Annotated in this window: 18 protein-coding genes and 1 tRNA gene; 11 read left to right on the top strand and 8 right to left on the bottom strand. The window is 70.0% G+C overall.

What is annotated here, in order from left to right; translation table 11 throughout:
* Positions 1-30 precede the first annotated feature (30 nt).
* Positions 31-1,728, top strand: coding sequence for a sensor histidine kinase (locus FQ142_RS06120; protein WP_149422600.1), 1,698 nt, complete (start codon positions 31-33; stop codon positions 1,726-1,728).
* A 131-nt stretch (positions 1,729-1,859) separates the two neighbouring features.
* A complete protein-coding gene (locus FQ142_RS06115) occupies positions 1,860-2,147 on the top strand; it encodes a WXG100 family type VII secretion target (protein WP_149422599.1) in 288 nt (95 codons plus the stop codon).
* 92 nt (positions 2,148-2,239) lie between these two features.
* Here the strand turns inward: FQ142_RS06115 and groL are convergent, their stop codons facing one another.
* The 4 genes from groL to FQ142_RS06095 form a co-directional block, all read right to left on the bottom strand.
* A complete protein-coding gene (groL, locus tag FQ142_RS06110; protein ID WP_056420385.1) occupies positions 2,240-3,859 on the bottom strand; it encodes a chaperonin GroEL in 1,620 nt (539 codons plus the stop codon).
* 123 nt (positions 3,860-3,982) lie between these two features.
* Complete coding sequence (locus FQ142_RS06105; RefSeq protein ID WP_235564194.1) at positions 3,983-4,561, bottom strand: LytR C-terminal domain-containing protein; 579 nt, start codon at positions 4,559-4,561, stop codon at positions 3,983-3,985.
* 68 nt (positions 4,562-4,629) lie between these two features.
* Positions 4,630-4,887, bottom strand: coding sequence for a DUF3263 domain-containing protein (locus FQ142_RS06100; RefSeq protein ID WP_056420378.1), 258 nt, complete (start codon positions 4,885-4,887; stop codon positions 4,630-4,632).
* Positions 4,888-4,896: 9 nt separating this feature from the next.
* Positions 4,897-5,889, bottom strand: coding sequence for a DUF2332 domain-containing protein (locus FQ142_RS06095; RefSeq protein WP_149422598.1), 993 nt, complete (start codon positions 5,887-5,889; stop codon positions 4,897-4,899).
* A gap of 68 nt (positions 5,890-5,957) precedes the next feature.
* On the opposite strand from FQ142_RS06095, the gene msrB reads away from it, so the two are divergent.
* Positions 5,958-6,362, top strand: a complete 405-nt coding sequence (msrB, locus tag FQ142_RS06090) for a peptide-methionine (R)-S-oxide reductase MsrB (protein WP_056420373.1) — start codon at positions 5,958-5,960, stop codon at positions 6,360-6,362.
* Positions 6,359-6,925 (top strand): nitroreductase family protein, encoded by a 567-nt coding sequence (locus FQ142_RS06085; protein ID WP_149422597.1) that lies wholly within the window; start codon positions 6,359-6,361, stop codon positions 6,923-6,925. Before msrB ends, FQ142_RS06085 begins: the two co-directional genes overlap by 4 nt.
* 1 nt (position 6,926) lies before the next feature.
* On the opposite strand, the gene FQ142_RS06080 is transcribed toward FQ142_RS06085, so the two are convergent.
* Positions 6,927-7,868, bottom strand: coding sequence for a DMT family transporter (locus FQ142_RS06080; RefSeq protein ID WP_262492065.1), 942 nt, complete (start codon positions 7,866-7,868; stop codon positions 6,927-6,929).
* A gap of 79 nt (positions 7,869-7,947) precedes the next feature.
* Here FQ142_RS06080 and FQ142_RS06075 point away from each other — a divergent pair, with 79 nt between their 5' ends.
* The 6 genes from FQ142_RS06075 (at position 7,948) to FQ142_RS06050 (ending at position 12,858) form a co-directional block, all read left to right on the top strand.
* Entirely contained in the window at positions 7,948-8,601 is a 654-nt protein-coding gene (locus FQ142_RS06075) for an SOS response-associated peptidase family protein (protein ID WP_149422596.1), read from the top strand.
* Between the two features lie 3 nt (positions 8,602-8,604).
* Entirely contained in the window at positions 8,605-8,991 is a 387-nt protein-coding gene (locus FQ142_RS06070) for an MmcQ/YjbR family DNA-binding protein (RefSeq protein ID WP_056420359.1), read from the top strand.
* A gap of 94 nt (positions 8,992-9,085) precedes the next feature.
* Entirely contained in the window at positions 9,086-9,997 is a 912-nt protein-coding gene (locus FQ142_RS06065) for an ABC transporter ATP-binding protein (protein WP_149422595.1), read from the top strand.
* Complete coding sequence (locus tag FQ142_RS06060) at positions 9,994-10,803, top strand: ABC transporter permease (protein ID WP_149422594.1); 810 nt, start codon at positions 9,994-9,996, stop codon at positions 10,801-10,803. Before FQ142_RS06065 ends, FQ142_RS06060 begins: the two co-directional genes overlap by 4 nt.
* Positions 10,804-10,840: 37 nt before the next feature.
* Positions 10,841-12,118 carry a sensor histidine kinase gene (locus FQ142_RS06055; protein WP_149422593.1) on the top strand — a complete coding sequence of 426 codons (1,278 nt, stop codon included), beginning with the start codon at positions 10,841-10,843 and terminating at the stop codon, positions 12,116-12,118.
* Positions 12,115-12,858: a response regulator transcription factor gene (locus FQ142_RS06050; RefSeq protein ID WP_149422592.1), complete on the top strand. Its 744-nt coding sequence runs from the start codon at positions 12,115-12,117 to the stop codon at positions 12,856-12,858. Before FQ142_RS06055 ends, FQ142_RS06050 begins: the two co-directional genes overlap by 4 nt.
* Before the next feature lie 51 nt (positions 12,859-12,909).
* Here FQ142_RS06050 and FQ142_RS06045 read toward each other — a convergent pair whose 3' ends face one another.
* The 3 genes from FQ142_RS06045 to FQ142_RS06035 form a co-directional block, all read right to left on the bottom strand.
* Positions 12,910-13,863 (bottom strand): aldo/keto reductase, encoded by a 954-nt coding sequence (locus FQ142_RS06045; protein ID WP_149422591.1) that lies wholly within the window; start codon positions 13,861-13,863, stop codon positions 12,910-12,912.
* Between the two features lie 52 nt (positions 13,864-13,915).
* A tRNA-Thr gene (locus FQ142_RS06040) sits at positions 13,916-13,991 on the bottom strand.
* A 42-nt stretch (positions 13,992-14,033) separates the two neighbouring features.
* Positions 14,034-15,026, bottom strand: a complete 993-nt coding sequence (locus tag FQ142_RS06035) for a DsbA family protein (RefSeq protein ID WP_149422590.1) — start codon at positions 15,024-15,026, stop codon at positions 14,034-14,036.
* A gap of 228 nt (positions 15,027-15,254) precedes the next feature.
* Between FQ142_RS06035 and FQ142_RS06030 the strand changes: the two genes are divergently transcribed.
* Positions 15,255-16,358 (top strand): ABC transporter ATP-binding protein, encoded by a 1,104-nt coding sequence (locus tag FQ142_RS06030; RefSeq protein WP_056420343.1) that lies wholly within the window; start codon positions 15,255-15,257, stop codon positions 16,356-16,358.
* Positions 16,359-16,361 lie beyond the last annotated feature (3 nt).

The raw sequence follows: 16,361 nt of genomic DNA, 5'->3' as shown, positions 1-16,361 counted from the left end.
CCGCATCCGCTTCCAGGGAGGACCGACCGCATGGCGCACAAGCCCGATGCGATCACCCGCTGGTGGCGGTCGATCAGCCTGCGGGCCAAGGTCACCGGTGTCACCGTCGCGGTGCTCGCGCTGGGCCTGCTGGCCGCGGGTATCGGCACCGTCCCGATCCTGCGCAACTCGCTGGTCGACAACATCGACTCGCAGCTGCCCGCGCTCGTGTCCGCCGATCTCGCGAACCGGTACTTCGAGGTCAGCGTCGAAGACGGCAGGACGGTCTACACGCCCAGTGACTCCCCCCGCGACTTCTTCGTCGCGATATACGACGCCGAGGGCGTGCTGCAGATCACGACGGGAAGCTCCAGCTCCGCGAACGGCGCTCCGCTGTTCCCCTCGTCGTACTCCCCCCTCGATGTGCAGGCCAACGAGGACACGCGCTTCACGCTGGAGGGCACGAAGGGGGCGAGCTATCGCGCCGCCGTCGCGCGCGTGCCCGGCGAGGGCGACGGGTCGCTGAGGATCCAGATCGTCGCCATGCCGCTCGAGTACGCGGACCGCATCATCGGTCAGTACTTCGGCATCTACATCACGGTCGCGTTCGTGACGATCTTCCTCGCCGCTCTGCTCACCCGCGGGCTGGTCACCCTGACCTTCCGCCGACTGGGGCAGGTGGAGTCGACGGCCATGTCGATCGCCGCCGGCGACTTCAGCCAACGCCTCACCGACCTCGAACCCACGACCGAGGTCGGACGCCTGAACAGCGCGATCAACACCATGCTCGACCGCGTCGACGGGTCTCTCGCGCAGCGCGACCGCACCGTGCGCCACATGCGCCGCTTCATCGGCGACGCCAGCCATGAGCTGCGCACGCCGCTGGTGAGCGTGCGCGGCTATGCCGAGCTGTACCGGATGGGCGCGATCACCGGCGAAGAGGACACCGCTCGTGCCATGGAGCGGATCGAGAAGGAGGCGATCCGGATGGGCGTGCTCGTCGAGGATCTCCTCGCTCTCGCACGCCTCGACGAGGAGCGCGAGCCCGAGATCGAGCCGCTCGATCTCCGCCCCATCGCCCGGGATGCCGCCCTCGACCTGCGAGCCGCCGCACCGGCGCGCACCGTGACGGTCGTGGACCGCACCGTCGAAGCGCCGTTGATCGACGTGACCACGCGCTCCACCCCCGTGACGCCCCCGCCCCTGCCGACGCCGCGCGGGCTCTCCCGCGGCACGCTCGCCCGCCTGCGCCGACGTCCGCGTGCCGCGAGCGTCGAGGTGCCGGGGATCGACTTCACGGAGGCGGCGGACATCCCCGTCCGTACGCCCCCGATCGTCCTCGGCGAGGAGAACAAGGTCCGTCAGGTGGTGACCAACCTGCTGGGCAACGCGCGCCGCTTCTCGCCCGAAGAGAGCCCGATCGAGCTGGTCGTCGATGCCGACCGCGTGCGCGGCACCGGCAGCATCTCGATCGTCGATCACGGCGAGGGCATCCCCCCGCAGATCCGCGAGCAGATCTTCGAGCGGTTCTGGCGCGCCGACACGTCGCGGGCACGCGAGACCGGCGGCTCGGGTCTCGGTCTCGCCATCGTCTCGTCGATCGTCAAGGCGCTGCACGGCAGCGTGTCGGTGTCGGAGACCCCCGGCGGCGGCGCGACGTTCACCGTCACCCTGCCGCTCGCCCCCTCCCGTGCCACCCCGGCCCACCTGCTGGAGGACACGCAGCCCCTCGAGCCCCTCGACCTCTGAGCGGGGCGCGACTCTCCTGCACGGAGCGGCGCTGGGCCATCTTCTGCACCGCGCACGTGGGCAGCCCCGCGCAGGCCCGTGCCCGGCTCGCGAACACACCTATCGTCGGAGACCCAACGAGAGGAGTTCCCATGTCCGTCTTCACCGTCGACACCGAAGCCGTAGGTGCGGCCCAGAGCGCCGCCATGGCCACCATGCAGCGGGTGCAGAGCGAGTCCGCCGTGCTGATGTCGCAGCTCTCCCAGCTGCAGACCAGCTGGGTCGGCACCGCGTCAGCGGCCTTCCAGTCCTGCGCCGATCAGTGGCGCGGCGCGCAGCTGCACGTCGAGCAGGCGCTCGAGTCGATCGGTCATTCGCTCGGCAGCGCCGCCACACAGTATGCGGACGCCGACCAGTACTCGGCCAGCCTGTTCCGCTGAGATCCGACCACCCCGGCGGTCGTGGGTCGCACCCCCGTCACGCAGAAACGCCCCGACCGTGAGGTCGGGGCGTCTCTGTCAGTGCGGATGGATCAGAAGTCCATGCCACCCGACGGGTCACCCATGGGAGCGGGGGACTTCTCGGGCTTGTCGGCCACGACGACCTCGGTGGTGAGGAAGAGTGCCGCGATCGATGCGGCGTTCTGCAGCGCCGAACGGGTCACCTTGGCAGGGTCGATGATGCCGGCTGCGAACAGGTCGACGTACTCGCCGGTCGCGGCGTTCAGGCCGAAGCCCGCCTCGAGCTCGGAGACCTTGTTCGCGACGACACCGGGCTCGAGGCCCGCGTTCAGCGCGATCTGCTTCAGCGGGGCCTCGATCGCGACGCGAACGATGTTCGCACCGGTCGCCTCGTCGCCCGAGAGCGACAGACCGGCGAGCGCCTTGGTGCCCGACTGGATCAGCGCGACGCCACCACCGGGGACGATGCCCTCCTCGACGGCTGCCTTCGCGTTGCGCACGGCGTCCTCGATGCGGTGCTTGCGCTCCTTGAGCTCGACCTCGGTCGCAGCTCCGGCCTTGATGACGGCGACGCCACCGGCGAGCTTCGCGAGACGCTCCTGCAGCTTCTCGCGGTCGTAGTCGCTGTCGGTGTTGTCGATCTCACGACGGATCTGCGTGACGCGACCCTCGATCTGGTCTGCCTCTCCGGCGCCCTCGACGATGGTGGTCTCGTCCTTGGTGACGATGACCTTGCGAGCGCGACCCAGCAGGTCGAGCGTGGCGTTCTCGAGCTTGAGGCCGACCTCTTCGGTGATGACCTGCGCACCGGTGAGGATCGCGATGTCCTGCAGCTGCGCCTTGCGACGGTCGCCGAAGCCGGGAGCCTTGACGGCGACCGACTTGAAGATGCCCTTGAGCTTGTTCAGGACGAGGGTGGCGAGAGCCTCTCCCTCGACGTCCTCGGCGATGATGACGAGCTCCTTGCCGTCCTGGATCACCTTGTCGACGATGGGCAGAAGGTCCTTGATGTTCGAGATCTTCTGGTTCGCGATGAGGATGTAGGCGTCTTCGAAGACCGCCTCCTGGCGCTCCGGGTCCGTCACGAAGTACGGGTTCAGGTAGCCCTTGTCGAAGCGCATACCCTCGGTGAGCTCGAGCTCGGTGCCGAAGGTCTGCGACTCCTCGACGGTGACGACACCCTCCTTGCCGACCTTGTCGATCGCCTCGGCGATGAGCTCGCCGATCGCGGGGTCGGCGGCGGAGATCGACGCGGTGGCGGCGATCTGCTCCTTGGAGTCGATCTCCTTCGCGCTGGCGAGGAGCTCCGCGGTGATCGCGGCGACGGCCTTCTCGATACCGCGCTTGAGCGAGATCGGGTCGGCGCCGGCGGCGACGTTGCGCAGGCCCTCGCGGACGAGCGCCTGGGCGAGCACCGTGGCGGTGGTGGTTCCGTCACCCGCGACGTCGTCGGTCTTCTTGGCGACCTCCTTGACGAGCTCCGCACCGATCTTCTCGTACGGGTCGTCGAGCTCGATCTCCTTGGCGATGGAGACGCCGTCGTTGGTGATCGTGGGGGCGCCCCACTTCTTCTCGAGGACGACGTTGCGACCGCGCGGGCCGAGGGTCACCTTGACCGCGTCGGCGAGGATGTTGAGGCCGCGCTCGAGGCCGCGGCGGGCCTCCTCATCGAAAGCAATGATCTTTGCCATGAGTTTTTTCGTCCCTCCTGGACGTAGACGTTGGGTTTTAGCACTCAGAGTGAGAGAGTGCTAACGCCATTCTGGCACTCGACCCCATCGAGTGCAAGCCGCGCGGAGGGACGGATCCGAGCTCTACGGAGCGGGGGTCTCGGCGGGGGTCTCGGGCGCCGCCGAGGAACGGTCCACCCCGATGACGACCGTGAGCTGAGATCCGCCCGTGTCGTTGAGATCGGCGTAGAAATCGCTCTGCTCGACCGCGGCGCCGCCGATGAGGTTCGCGAGTCCGATGGCGGCGAGCTCGTCGCCGTCGGCGACGTAATAGACGGTCGTCGTCGCGAAGTCCTGGCTCGCGCTGTCGGTCGCGAAGACGATGTCGGCCGCCCAGCCGGTGTTGATCAGCAGTTCGCGCATCTGATCGTCGAGCCCGTCATCGGGCGAGGCGTTGAGGATCATGACGGAGTAGGCGACGTCGACGACGCCGGTCTCGACGGGAGTGGGCGTGGAGGTCGGCACCGCCTCGGGGAAGATGCTGATGCGTCCCATCACCAGGAGCGAGCCGAAGATGCCGCCGATGATGAGCACGAGCGCCGCCACGAAGGACCACAGCAGGACGACCCAGCCGTTCATCCCCGGCGCTTCGGCGCGATGCGCTCCGACACGTCCGGACGAGCGGGGGACATCGTCGAATCGATCTCGCGAGGGCTTTGACACCCCTCGATGCTAACGGCACACGCGCGCGACGCCGCATCGTGGCGCCGCGACACGGAGATCCGGAGCGGTCAGCCGACGAATCCGGGGGCCCTGCTCGCCCGCCGGAAGGAGCGCGAATCGCGGATCCGCCGCAGGCGGCGCACGAGCATCGGATCGTACTCCAGGGCCGCATCCGAGTCGATCAGCCGACCGAGGAGCTGGTAGTAGCGCGCCGCGCTCATGCCCAGCTGGGTGCGGATCGTCTCCTCCTTCGCGCCGCCGTGTCGCGGCCACGCGGTCTCCAACGCGAGGATCGCCCGATCCCGCTCACTCAGCTCTCCCAGCATGGGACCAGATTAGGTCGCCGAGGCGCCCCCGCCTGCACGCCACTCCCACCATCGGCCGAGCGGATCGGCCGCCGCCCGGACCCGTCCGTCGAGGGCGACGACGAATCCGGACCAGTCCGCCGCGTCGACGGCGGGCTCCCACACGTCGAGGAGTCCCGGCGGGTCGATCGTGATCCAGCGCGCCTCGAGCGCGCGGATGCGCGCGATCAGCTCCGTGCGCGCGTCACGCGGGATGTGCACCAGCACGCCGGGCGTGGTGATCACCAGGGTGGCGTCGCGCGGTGCGTCCGCGGCGAGCGCGTCTATGCGCACGGCCGCATCACCCGCGACGAGCAGCGGCGGGTCGGCGGCCGCGATGTCCAGCGCGGCGTCGACCCGCTCGGCCCTGCCCTGCTCCCCCGGCCACACGAGTCCCTGCAGCCAGCGCCGGTCGAGGTCCTCGCGGGCGTCGAGGGGTGCGAGATCGATCCCGGCACGCCAGACGATGTCGGGCATCGCCAGAGCGGGGAGCGCCCCGTCCACCGTGCTCTGCAGCACGACCGTCGACGGGCCGTCCTCGGGATCCAGCGCGACCCGCAGGTCTCCCTGCGCGTCGACCACGCGGTACGAGTAGCGATCGGGGTACAGACAGAGCCCGGCCGACGCGCCCACCTCGAGAAGGGCGATCGGGCCCTGGATCTCGGTGAGCACGGGAAGGAGCGGCGCGAGACGGAGCGGTTCGTTCGTCTGCAGCCGGCGTGCGGTGCACTCGGCGACGACGGCGTCGGCGTGCGCGATCACGAAGTCGCGCCACGCCTCGGGACCCACGAGGCCGCTGCCGAGCATTCGGGTCACCGCGAACACCAGCGGCGGTTGCCGGCGGTTCTCCGGGATGCGCGCGAGGATAGCCGCGAGCCCGGCATCCACGGCGACGCTGTGCGCCCATTCGGCGTACAGCTCGCTGCGCCCCGGCGCCTCCTGTTCGGCGAAGCGCGCATAGCGCAGCTGCACGGCATCCGTCATGTTCCCATTCTCGCGTGGCGCCACGGGGTGCGGAACACGAGAGAATGGAGCAGACCCCAGGAGGACCGATGTCGTACAGCGTGGACAAGACCGAAGAAGAGTGGCGCACCGAGCTCGGCGAGGAGCAGTACGCCGTACTGCGTGGAGCAGCGACCGAGCGCGCATGGACGGGCGAGCTGCTCGACGAGGGCCGCGCGGGCCTCTACACGTGCGGCGCCTGCAACGCCGAGCTGTTCAAGAGCGGAACCAAGTTCGACTCCGGATGCGGGTGGCCGAGCTTCTACGAGTCGATCCGCCCCGACGCGGTGGAGCTCATCGAGGACACCACTCTGGGCATGGTGCGCACCGAGGTGCGCTGCGCGAACTGCGGCTCGCACCTCGGGCATGTGTTCCCCGACGGCTTCGGCACGCCGACCGGTGACCGCTACTGCATGAACTCGATCGCCCTGAACTTCACTCCCGACGCATCGTGAGCGCGCTCGACGCCGTCCGCGCCCGGCAGTCCTGGTCGAAGGTCACCGACGAGGCCCCCTCGCGCGACGAGCTGCTGCGGCTCGTCTCCGCCGCCGGTCGCGTCGCCGACCACTCCTCGCTGCGTCCATGGCGGCTCATCGAGCTGCGCGGCGCCGACCGCGAGACCCTCGGCGCGGCGATCTCGAAGGCCGAGGGCGACAGGTCGCCGTCGTCGAAGCCGCTCCGCGCGCCGCTGCTGATCGCCGTGGTGGCCAGCTACCGCAAGAGCGAGAAGGTGCCGCGGTGGGAGCAGGAGGCCGTCGCCTCGGGTGTGGCGCACGTGCTGAGCCTGCTCCTCGACGAGGCCGGCTACGGGGTGCTCTGGCGCACCGGCCGCTACACGCGCTCCAAGGCGGTCGCGAAGGCCCACGGCGTGGGCAAGAACGAGGAGCTCCTCGGCTGGCTCTACGTCGGCGGCAAGCCCGCGGGCAAGAAGCCCGGCCGCCGCAAACCGGTCGATGCGCGTGCTCTCGTGACCCGCATGCCCAAGAGCACGAAGAAAGAGAAGAGCACGACGACGTAGTTCAGCGCCGTCGTCGTCGCGGCAGCGCGGCCACGACCGACGCCACGGCGACGACGACCATGGCGATGAGCTGCCAGAGCGCGGGGCCCGACGCCGCGGGCCAGACCAGGTCGATGACCACCGAGGCCGTGAGCTGACCGAGCACCGAACCCAATCCCATCAGCAGCACCCCCGTGTGCGCGACGATGAACGCCCCCAGCAGGATGTAAGCCGAACCGAGGAATCCTCCCAGGTACAGCCACGGCTCCGCGGGCGGCGCCGCCGGGACCCCTCTGAACGCGATGCTGATCCCGGCGGCGACGAGCAGGGCGATCGTGCCGGCGACGAAGCTCATCAGCGTCGCGGCGATCGGCGACTGCACCCGCTGCGCCAGTCGGCCGTTGGTCGCGGCCTGCCAGGCGATGCCCACCCCCGCGGCGAAGGGCAGCAGGAGCATCCACAGCGGCGCCGTGGCGAGCACGTCTCCGCTGAGCGAGATGCCCACGGCGGCGAGCGCGAGCAGTCCGCCGACCACGCGCCCTGGCGTGACGGCGACGACGCCGGCGGGTCCGAAGCCGATGCGATCCAGCACGAGGCCGTGCAGCGTCTGGCCCGCGACCACCCCCACCGTGAACAGAGAGACCCCGAGCACCCCGGCGGTGATCCCCTGCGTCGACACGGTCAGCGCTCCGCATGCCCCGCCGAGGAGCATCCAGAACGGGATCGTGCGGTCGCGGATCCCGACGCGCAGGCGTCCCGCTCCCCGTCGTGCGGCCGGGATGCAGACGATCACGGCGATCAGTGCGGCGAGACCGACGGCGAACGAGATGAGCCCTGCGACGATGCCGTCGTCGAGGCGAAGGCCGAGCACGCCGTTGATGCGCGCCTGGACGGCCGTCATGATGCCGATCGCCACCGCTCCTCCGAGTGCGACGGGCGCGGGGAGGCTGCGGGTCGGAGTCACCCGTCGACCCTAGCCGAGGGCGGATCGACGGGAACGGACGCGCGACCCGGATGTCGGCGCCCGGGCGTACCCTGGCGGCATGTGCGCGAGTTATGGACTGGATCCGCGATTCACCGACACCGAGCTCCTGACGGCCGCCGACGAGGCTGTGCTCGACGGGCTCCGCGGGTGGGCGGAGGAGAACGCTCAGGAGACGGTGCGCCCGACCGGCCGCAACCTGCGCAATCTGAACCCGATCGTCGTCCCCTCCGAGGGCGCTCCCACCCTCGAACCGGGGTGGTGGGGATTCCTCGTCGGCGGCGAGCCCTCCAAGTTCCCCTCCATCAACACCCGGTCCGAGCGGCTGCGCGAGCGACCGGGCGGCCTCAGGAACCGAGCCCTGGTGCCTGCGACCAGCTGGTACGAGATGAAGAAGCCCGAACGGGTGTGGCACGAGTTCGGGCTCGACGACGGCGCGCTCTTCGGCATGGCAGCGGTGACCCAGCAGGGGCGCACGGCCGACGGCCGGTCGTTCACCTGCTACTCGATCGTGATGCGCCCCGCCCCCGATCATCTCGCCGATGTGCACGACCGGATGCCGCTGCTGATCCCCGCCTCCCTGAGCGGTGACTGGCTCACCGCTGAGCCGGGCGGTGAGATCCTCGATGAGGCGCTGCTCGCCGCGGCCTCCCTCGACCATCGGGTGCGGGTCGCACCCCGCCGCGACGACAAAGGCACGGATCGGCTGTTCTGAGCCATGGACCCCGCACAGCTGATCGCCGTCGCCGCGGCCCGCGCCGACGAACTGCCGGGTTCCGTGCGTGAGAACCCGTTCGGCCCCGAGTGGGACGTCTACAAGGTCCGAGGGAGGGTCTTCCTGCTGGCGCCCCTCGACGGCACAGGGCGGGTCACGCTCAAGTCCCACCCCGAAGACGCCGTCGCTCTGCGAGAGTCGTTCGCGGACATCGTCCCCGGGTACCACATGAACAAGAAGCACTGGATCACGCTGGTCGCCGGCGGCGGTTCGCTCGAGGAGGAACTGGTGCGAGAGCTCGTCACCGAGTCGTACCTGCTGGTGGTCGAGAAGCTCCCGAGGGCTCAGCGCCCCGTCGATCCGCAGCTCTTCGGCAGGCCCGCCCCCTGACGGCCGCATCCTCCGTGAGGATGACCCTGCTCGCCGACGGATCGGTACCCCGGGAGGACGCGCACCCCCTGTCGCGCTCGGTAGCGTCGACGACATGATCACAGCAGAAGGCCTCACGAAGAGATTCGGAGACAAGACCGCCGTCCAGGACGTGTCGTTCACGGTGCAGCCGGGAACGGTCACCGGGTTCCTCGGTCCGAACGGCGCCGGGAAGTCCACGACGATGCGCTTGATCGTCGGCCTCGACCGGCCGACCTCGGGCACCGCGACCGTCGCAGGACGCGAGTACCGCAAGCTGCGGGCCCCGCTCACCGAGGTGGGCGTGCTGCTCGACGCGAAGGCCGTGCACACCGGCCGCAGTGCCCGCGATCACCTGCGGGCGATGGCGGCCACCCACGGCATCCCCACATCCCGCGTCGACGAGGTCATCGACCTCGCCGGCATCGCTCCCGTCTCCCGCAAGCGCGCGGGCAAGTTCTCGCTCGGCATGGGCCAGCGGCTCGGGATCGCCTCGGCGCTGCTCGGCGACCCGCACACGCTCATCCTCGACGAGCCGGTGAACGGTCTCGACCCCGAAGGTGTGCGCTGGGTACGCCAGTTCGTGCGCCACGCGGCATCGGAGGGCCGCACGGTGCTGCTCTCCAGCCACCTGATGAGCGAGATGGCGCAGACCGCCGATCACGTGATCGTGATGGGCCGGGGCAAGGTGCTCGCCGATGCGCCGCTCGAGGAGCTGGTGCGCGCCTGGACGACCAACACGGTGCGGGTCCGCACCCCCCGCGCCACCGATCTGGCAGCGGCCGTCGGCGGCCCGTCGGTCGAGATCGTGAGCGCCGCTCCCGACGTGCTCGACATCGTCGGTCTGCCCGCCGCACGCATCGGCGATCTCGCGGCGGAGCGCGGCATCCCCCTGCACGAACTCACCCCGACCACGGGCTCGCTCGAAGACGCCTACCTCGCCCTCACCGGCGAATCGGTCGAGTACCGCACCAAGGAGATCTCATGACCGTTCAGGCAGCCCCGCCCGTCACCCGGCGCGTCGAGTCCGCACACCGCCTCACGTTCGTGCGGGCGATCCGCGGAGAGTGGATCAAGCTCTCCACGCTCCGCTCCACCTGGTGGTCGATCGGCATCGCGGCCCTGCTCACGATCGGCATCGCCGTGCTCATCGCGCAGGCGATCGACCTACCGGGATTCGAGCCGATCCAGGCCGTCGTCATGCCGATCCAGTTCACGATGCTACTCGCCGGCATCCTCGGTGCGATCTCGGTGACCGGGGAGTACTCGACCGGCATGATCCGGTCGACCCTGGCCGCGAACCCGAAGCGCGGATCGATGCTGGCCGCCAAGGCCGTCGTCGTCGGCGTGTTCATGTTCGTGTCGTCGCTGGTGATCTTCGGCGCCGCCGCCGTCGCGGTGTCGGTCGTCGTCGCGTCTCGTGATCAGAGCATCGACTGGTCCGACCCCGCCGCGTCGATCCTGCCCATCGTCGTCTCGTCGCTGGCCATGTCGGTGTTCGCACTGATCGGCGTCGCGTTCGGCTTCCTCCTGCGTTCGGGCGCCGGTGCGATCGCCGCCACCGTCGGAGTGCTGTTCGTGCTGCCGATCGTCGCGAGCTTCTTCGCCGTGGCGGGCGAGGCCTGGGCCTGGGTGACGGATGCCTCGAACTACCTGCCCGTAGCGGCGGCGCAGAGCGCCATCCTGCCGGAGAACGCCGCCCTCGAAGGCCCGGTCGCGTATCTGACGCTGGCCGCATGGGTCGTCGCGGGGATGCTCGCCGCCTGGACCGTGCTGCGCACCCGCGACGCGTGAGCCGACGCCCCGCGCCGCACCCGCGTAGAGTCGCCCGGTGAGCAGACCGCGCAGCCGCAGCACCTCGGTCCGTGAGGACGAGGCGCTGCGGCTGCCGCGTCCCCCCGGGGTGCTGCGGCGGTTCTGGGCCCGGCATCCGGTGCTCGCCGACATCCTGATCGTCGTCGTGTGCGCGCTGCTCTCGATCGTCCCGGTCGGCATCATCACCCGCGACCTGCCGATTCCGCTCGCTCTCGGCGTCTCGATCGCGGTGCCCGTCGGCGTCGTCGCCGTCTGTGCGACGCTGCTGTGGCGCCGGCGTCGGCCGTGGGTGCCGTTCATCGCGGCATTCGCGCTCGAGACGGCGTTCCTCTTCGCCCTCCAGCCGATCGGGTCGCCGCTGCTGCTCGTGACCAGCTACTCGCTCGCGGTGTACCGGTCGTCGAAAGCAGCATGGGTCGGCCTGGGACTCGGACTCGCCTCGCTCGCGGCCGTATCCGGCATCCTCGTGCTCACGGGCATGATCACCCTGCAGATCGCGATGAACGCCGTCGTGGGATCTCTCGTGCTCGGCCTGATCGGCACCCTGCTCGGGGTCAATGTCGGCGGTCGCAAGCGCTACCTCGCCGCGGTGATCGACCGATCGCGTCAGCTGCTCGTGGAACGCGATCAGCAGGCCCAGCTCGCTGCGGCCGACGAACGCGCACGCATCGCCCGCGAGATGCACGACATCGTCTCGCATTCGCTCACCGTGATCGTCGCCCTGTCGGAGGGCGCGGCCGCGACTCCCGATGCCGCACAGGCCAAGGCCGCGGCATCGGCGTCGGCGGAGACGGCCAGGAGCGCGCTCACCGAGATGCGTGCGATGCTCGGCGTCCTCCGCGCCGACGACTCCCCCCTCCCGCTCGCACCCCTGGCGCCGACACCGCCCCAGGAGACCGTTGCCCAGGCGCAGCGCGCCGGCTACCCCGTGACGCTCTCGGTCAGCGGCGGCGGCGAGCTCCCGCCGGCGGTCGCCCACGCGGTCGGCCGCATCGTGCAGGAGGGCGTCACGAACGCCATGCGGCACGCGCCGGGCGCGACGTCGATCTCGGTGCGACTGATCCATGCGCCCGGGAGCGTGACGGTGGAGATCGTCAACGACGGTGTGACCGCGGCCGTCGACTCCTCCGACCGCCCCTCCGGTTTCGGGCTGCGCGGACTCGCCGAGCGTGCCGCGCACGCCGGAGGAGAGATCACCTCGCAGGCGGTGGGCGGGGGCCGATGGCTGCTCCGTGCCGAGCTTCCCGCCCACTCCCCCGACCCCGTCGCACTCGAACCGAAGGATCTGCCATGACCCCTCCGATCTCGATCCTCCTCGTCGACGATCAGCAGCTCATCAGACTGGGGTTCCGCATGGTGCTCGACGCCGAGGAGGACCTGGTCGTGGTCGGCGAGGCCGCAGACGGCCATGCCGCGATCGCGCAGGCGGCGGCGCTCCGTCCGGACCTCGTGCTGATGGACATCCGCATGCCGGGGCTCGACGGCATCGCCGCCACCGAGGCGATCGTGCGCGACCACCCCGACACCCGCGTGCTCGTGCTCACCACCTTCGATCTCGACGAGTACGCGTTCGGCGCGATCCGCGCGGGCGCGAGCGGATTCCTGCTGAAGGATGCGCAGCGTCACGAGATGATCGCCGCCGTCCGCGCGGTGCATCGCGGCGATGCCGTGCTCGCACCGCGGGTGACCCGGATGCTGCTGGAGCACGTCGCGCCGACCCTGGAGGCGTCCGAGACCGCATCGTCCGCCAGCGCGTCGTCCACCGACACGTCATCCACCGCCGCGCCCTCATCGACCGCATCACGCGACAATGCCCTCGCCGAGCTCACCGACCGCGAGCGCGACGTGTTCCTCGAGATCGCGCGAGGTCTCACCAACGCGGAGATCGCCCAGACCCTGTACGTCAGCGAGTCGACGGTGAAGACCCACGTGGGCCGGATCCTCGCGAAGCTCGACGCGCGCGACCGCATCCACCTGGTGATCCTCGCCCACCGCCTCGGCCTCACCGACGACGGCGCCCTGCCTTCCGACTGAGCGTCGGGAGACAGGGCGCCGGGGCCGCCCGTCGGTGCGGGCAGGCGGATGTCAGGAGGCGGTCGGCGTCCAGGCCGAGACCCGGTCGAGGGCTGCGACCTCGTCGCTCGTCAGCTCGAGTCGCGCACCGGCAAGGAGGTCGGGCACCTGCTCGACGGTGCGCGCGCTGGCGATCGGGGCCACGACCGTGGGCTGCGCCCGCAGCCAGGCGAGCGCGGTCGCGGCGATCGATGCGTCGTGGGCGGCACCGATCTCCTCGAGGGCGTCGATCACCTTCAGCCCCGCCTCGGTCGCGTACTTGGCCGCACCGGATGCCCGCGGCGAGGTCTGACCCTCGATGTCGGCCGACCGGTACTTGCCGGTCAGGAAGCCGCTCGCGAGCGAGTAGTACGGCACCAGGCCGAGTCCGAACTCCTGGGCGACCGGGATGATCGTCTCCTCGACGTCGTTGCGGTGCACGAGGTTGTAGTGCGGCTGCACGGCGACGGGCAGGGCGACGCCCGTCCGGCGCGCGATGTCGACCCACTCGCGGATGCGCTCGGCACTGTAGTTCGAGACGGCGACGTTGCGCACGAGGCCGTCGGCGACGAGCTGCCCGAAGGCGCCGACGGTCTCCTCCAGCGGAACCTTCTCGTCGTCGAAATGCGCGTAGTAGAGGTCGATCGTGTCGACCCCGAGGCGGCCCAGCGATGCTTCGGCGGCCCTGCGGACGTTCGAGGCCGCGAGTCCCGGGAACTCCGGGTGCTGGCTCACCTTGGTGGCGACGACCACGCCCTCGGGCTTGCGAGAGGCCAGCCACTCGCCGATGATCGTCTCGCTCTCGCCGCCCGAGTTGCCCGGCACCCACGCGCTGTACGCGTCGGCGGTGTCGATGAAGTCGCCTCCCCCGTCGACGAACGCGTCGAGCACGGCGAACGAGGCGTCGCGGTCGGCGGTCCAGCCGAACACGTTGCCGCCGAGCGAGAGGGGGAAGACGTCGAGGTCACTGTTTCCGATACGGGTCATACCCGGGACAACCCGCGCGCTGCGCGCAGTATTTCCCGAAGCTCCCCGGAGATGGTGCCGACTACAGGACTCGAACCTGCAACCCCCGTATTACAAGTACGGTGCGCTACCAATTGCGCCAAGTCGGCGGGCGTCCCCCAGCTTAGCGAGGGACGGTGATCAGCGACGACCTACGACGCGGGAGTCTCGGTGGGAGCAGGTTCCGTGGTCTCGGTGGGCGTCGGGGTCGCGGTGGGAGACGTCGACGGGGTCTCGGTCGCGTAGTAGGCGTCGCTGGCGACGGTCAGCACGAACTGCGAGAACTCGCTCGGGTCGTCGAGAGCCCCCACATAGGCCTCGCCGTTGACCACGATCATCGGCGCCGCAGTGAGCACCAGATCGTCCGATCCGACGAGCGGACCCTCGAGAGCGCGTGACGTGGCCTCCTTGGCCCAGGTCACGTAGTCCTGGTCCTCGATGCAGGAGCGGACGCTCTTCACGTTGTCGGATCCGACCGCGCCGGCGATGTCGGCGAGCTGCGCGTCGGAGAACCCGTCGGTGTTCACCTCGGGCTGGTCGTCGAGCAGGTCGTGATTGAAGGCGTAGAACTGCGCAGGCGAGTGCGTGGCGACGCAGGCCGCGGCGGCCGCGGAGCGCAGCGAGTACTTCGTGCCGTTCGAGCTCGCGGTCAGCAACGCGACCGGGTGGTAGGTGACGGTGGCGGCGCCCTCGGAGATCCAGTTCACGAGCTGGCGGGCGTTGGCCTGCTCGAACTCGCCGGCATCCGGAGAGAGGTAGTCGACGTAGATGTGGATGTCGACCGTGCTCGAGGTCGTCGGCGCGGGGGCGGGGGCAGGGGCGGTCTCGCCACCGGCACCGGTGTCATCCGGGTCCGGAGCGGCGGATGCCTCTGCCGAGGCGGCGGTCGCACTGATGTCGGAGACGAGGATGCCGTCGTGGTCCATCCCGGCGGGCGTCAGCTGCGGCTTCGAGACCTGCGCCGACACCGCGAGGGTGATCGCGGTGCCGATGGCACCCACGGCGACCACGGCGACGGCACCGAGGATGATCCGTCGCATCACGCGCGCCCTCGACTGCTGGGCGTGCACCTTCTGTGCCTTCTCCCGCACGGCCTCACGCGAATTGCGAGGGCTGGGGACGTTCGGCGTCTCGTCGCTCGACATCGTTCCTCTAGACAGTCTCAGGGGGGCAGGGTGGCCCGGACGCCACTCGGGCGGCGAACGCCGCGGTAGGCGGCCGAGATCGATGCTAACCAGCCAGGCTGAGAAATACCCAGATGGACGCCGGTCTGCCATACTGATCCCGACCCGATGAGGGGTCACGGTGGAGTTCTCCACCGCTCTATCACTACGGATCGTCCGGCACGTACCTGCCGGTGAAGGAGAAACACAATGGCATCTGTGACTTTCGACGAGGCCACCCGCCTCTACCCGGGCGGAACCCGCCCGGCTGTCGACAAGCTCAACCTCGAGGTCGCTGACGGCGAGTTCCTCGTCCTCGTCGGCCCCTCCGGCTGCGGAAAGTCCACCTCGCTGCGTATGCTCGCCGGCCTCGAAGAGGTCAACGCCGGCCGCATCCTCATCGGCGACCGCGACGTCACCGACGTCCCGCCGAAGGACCGCGACATCGCGATGGTGTTCCAGAACTACGCGTTGTACCCGCACATGACCGTCGCCGAGAACATGGGCTTCGCGCTCAAGATCGCCGGCGTCGGCAAGGAGGAGCGCGCCACCCGCGTCCTCGAGGCCGCGAAGCTCCTCGACCTCGAGGAGTACCTGACCCGCAAGCCGAAGGCCCTCTCGGGTGGTCAGCGTCAGCGTGTCGCGATGGGTCGCGCGATCGTGCGTCAGCCCCAGGTCTTCCTCATGGACGAGCCGCTGTCGAACCTCGACGCCAAGCTCCGCGTCCAGACGCGTACGCAGATCGCGTCGCTGCAGCGTCGCCTCGGCGTCACCACGGTCTACGTGACGCACGACCAGACCGAGGCGCTCACGATGGGCGACCGCATCGCCGTGCTGAAGGACGGACTGCTCCAGCAGGTCGGTTCGCCGCGCGACCTGTACGAGAAGCCCGAGAACGTCTTCGTCGCCGGCTTCATCGGCTCCCCCGCCATGAACCTGTTCTCGGCCGACCTCGCTGAGGGCGGCATCCGCTTCGGCACCGAGGTCGTCCCGCTCGACCGCGACACGGTCGGCCGCGCCAACGGCTCGCAGGTCACGGTGGGCGTCCGCCCCGAGGACATCACGGTCGGCCCGGCCGACGGCAAGGGCCTCTCGGTCGTCGTCGACCTGGTCGAGGAGCTCGGCGCCGACGGATACCTCTACGGCCACACCGAGATCAACGGCAAGCGCGCCGACCTCGTCGCTCGCGTCGACGGTCGCAGCCACCCGAACGCAGGAGAGACCGTCACCCTCGCCGCGAACGCGGGCCACGTGCACGCGTTCGACATCGAGTCGGGTGTCCGCCTGAACGACAAGCCGATCGTCTCCGCCTGATCG

It is taken from the genome of Microbacterium sp. ANT_H45B (assembly GCF_008369345.1).
Taxonomy (GTDB): Bacteria; Actinomycetota; Actinomycetes; order Actinomycetales; family Microbacteriaceae; genus Microbacterium.
Note: the sequence above shows the minus strand (reverse complement) of the source record. Positions and strands in the feature narration are given on the sequence as shown.

Coding starts and splice junctions, on each gene's coding strand:
- groL (WP_056420385.1), bottom strand. CDS start 3,859: ATGGCAAAGATCATTGCTTTCGATGAGGAGGCCCGCCGCGGCCTCGAG.
- FQ142_RS06070 (WP_056420359.1), top strand. CDS start 8,605: ATGGACCCCGCACAGCTGATCGCCGTCGCCGCGGCCCGCGCCGACGAA.
- FQ142_RS06065 (WP_149422595.1), top strand. CDS start 9,086: ATGATCACAGCAGAAGGCCTCACGAAGAGATTCGGAGACAAGACCGCC.
- FQ142_RS06095 (WP_149422598.1), bottom strand. CDS start 5,889: ATGACGGATGCCGTGCAGCTGCGCTATGCGCGCTTCGCCGAACAGGAG.
- FQ142_RS06120 (WP_149422600.1), top strand. CDS start 31: ATGGCGCACAAGCCCGATGCGATCACCCGCTGGTGGCGGTCGATCAGC.
- FQ142_RS06075 (WP_149422596.1), top strand. CDS start 7,948: ATGTGCGCGAGTTATGGACTGGATCCGCGATTCACCGACACCGAGCTC.
- FQ142_RS06050 (WP_149422592.1), top strand. CDS start 12,115: ATGACCCCTCCGATCTCGATCCTCCTCGTCGACGATCAGCAGCTCATC.
- FQ142_RS06035 (WP_149422590.1), bottom strand. CDS start 15,026: ATGTCGAGCGACGAGACGCCGAACGTCCCCAGCCCTCGCAATTCGCGT.
- FQ142_RS06115 (WP_149422599.1), top strand. CDS start 1,860: ATGTCCGTCTTCACCGTCGACACCGAAGCCGTAGGTGCGGCCCAGAGC.
- FQ142_RS06060 (WP_149422594.1), top strand. CDS start 9,994: ATGACCGTTCAGGCAGCCCCGCCCGTCACCCGGCGCGTCGAGTCCGCA.
- FQ142_RS06045 (WP_149422591.1), bottom strand. CDS start 13,863: ATGACCCGTATCGGAAACAGTGACCTCGACGTCTTCCCCCTCTCGCTC.
- FQ142_RS06100 (WP_056420378.1), bottom strand. CDS start 4,887: ATGCTGGGAGAGCTGAGTGAGCGGGATCGGGCGATCCTCGCGTTGGAG.
- FQ142_RS06030 (WP_056420343.1), top strand. CDS start 15,255: ATGGCATCTGTGACTTTCGACGAGGCCACCCGCCTCTACCCGGGCGGA.
- msrB (WP_056420373.1), top strand. CDS start 5,958: ATGTCGTACAGCGTGGACAAGACCGAAGAAGAGTGGCGCACCGAGCTC.